The following is a 1,770-nucleotide window of genomic DNA, read 5'->3' as shown; positions in this document are numbered from 1 at the left end:
CCGATGACCGGGTCGCCACCGATGCCGACGGCGGACGAGAAGCCGATGTCACGCAGCTCGTACATCATCTGGTACGTCAGCGTGCCGGACTTCGAGACCAGGCCGATACGGCCCGGCTTGGTGATGTCGCCCGGGATGATGCCGGCGTTCGACTGGCCGGGGGTGATCAGACCCGGGCAGTTCGGGCCGATGATCCGGGTCTTGCCACCCTGCGAGACGGCGTACGCGTAGAACGCGGCCGAGTCGTGGACGGCGATGCCCTCGGTGATGACGACCGCGAGGGGGATCTCCGCGTCGATCGCCTCGACCACGGCGGCCTTGGCGAAGGCCGGCGGCACGAAGAGCACGGACACGTTGGCGCCCGTCTTCTCCATCGCCTCGGCGACCGTGCCGAAGACCGGGATCTCGGTGCCGTCGAAGTCGACGGACGTGCCCGCCTTACGGGGGTTCACGCCACCGACGATGTTCGTGCCGTCGGCCAGCATGAGCTTGGTGTGCTTCATGCCCGTGGCACCGGTCATGCCCTGGACGATGACCTTGCTGTCCTTGTTGAGGAAGATAGCCATGGCTGTCTGAGTCCCTCTTCCTTACTTCGCAGCCGCGAGCTCGGCGGCCTTGTCGGCCGCGCCGTCCATGGTGTCCACGCGCTGCACGAGCGGGTGGTTGGCGTCGGAGAGGATCTTGCGACCCAGCTCGGCGTTGTTGCCGTCCAGCCGGACGACCAGCGGCTTGGTGACTTCCTCGCCCCGGTCCGCCAGGAGCTGGAGCGCCTGGACGATGCCGTTGGCGACCTCGTCACAGGCGGTGATGCCACCGAAGACGTTGACGAAGACGGACTTGACGTCCGGGTCGCCCAGGATGATCTCCAGGCCGTTCGCCATGACGGCGGCGGAGGCGCCGCCACCGATGTCGAGGAAGTTGGCGGGCTTGACGCCACCGTGCGCCTCACCGGCGTACGCGACGACGTCCAGGGTGCTCATGACGAGACCCGCGCCGTTGCCGATGATGCCGACCTCGCCGTCGAGCTTGACGTAGTTGAGGTTCTTCGCCTTGGCGGCGGCCTCGAGCGGGTTGGCCGACTCCTTGTCCTGGAGGGCCTCGTGCTCCGGCTGGCGGAACTCGGCGTTCTCGTCCAGGGACACCTTGCCGTCGAGGGCGATGACGTCACCGGAGGCGACCTTGGCCAGCGGGTTGACCTCGACGAGGAGCGCGTCCTCGGCGATGAAGGTCTTCCACAGGGTGACCAGGACGTTCGCCACCTTGTCGGCGACCTCGGCCGGGAAGTTCGCGGCCTCGACGATCTCGCGTGCCTTCTCGGGGGTCACACCCTCGTTGGCGTCGATCGGCGTCTTGGCGACGGCCTCCGGACGGGTGGCCGCCACCTCCTCGATCTCCATGCCGCCCTCGACGGACGCGATGGAGAGGAAGGTGCGGTTGGCACGGTCCAGGAGGAAGGAGACGTAGTACTCCTCCAGGATCTCCGGGGCCGTCTCGGCGATCATCACCTTGTGGACCGTGTGGCCCTTGATGTCCATGCCGAGGATGTCCGTCGCGCGGGCGACGGCCTCGTCCGGGGTGGCGGCGAGCTTCACGCCACCGGCCTTGCCGCGGCCGCCGACCTTCACCTGGGCCTTGACGACGGACTTGCCACCGAGGCGCTCGGTGGCTGCGCGGGCCGCCTCAGGCGTGTCGATGACTTCACCGGCCAGCACCGGTACATCGTGCTTGGCGAAGAGGTCCCTCGCCTGGTACTCGAACAGGTCCACGCGC

General features: G+C 67.9%; 1 protein-coding gene and 1 pseudogene. Both read right to left on the bottom strand.

Annotated elements, in window-relative coordinates:
• Nucleotides 1–566, bottom strand: a pseudogene (locus G6W55_RS37495) (succinate--CoA ligase subunit alpha); the annotation flags it as partial.
• Nucleotides 567–587: 21 nt separating this feature from the next.
• Nucleotides 588–1,766, bottom strand: coding sequence for an ADP-forming succinate--CoA ligase subunit beta (gene sucC, locus G6W55_RS37490; protein ID WP_030788026.1), 1,179 nt, complete (start codon nt 1,764–1,766; stop codon nt 588–590).
• Nucleotides 1,767–1,770: the final 4 nt, after the last annotated feature.

The organism is Streptomyces sp. CAI-85, assembly GCF_013363615.1.
Taxonomy (GTDB): Bacteria; Actinomycetota; Actinomycetes; order Streptomycetales; family Streptomycetaceae; genus Streptomyces; species Streptomyces antibioticus_B.
The sequence above is the reverse complement of the archived record's forward strand: the minus strand, read 5'-3'. Positions and strand labels throughout refer to the sequence as shown.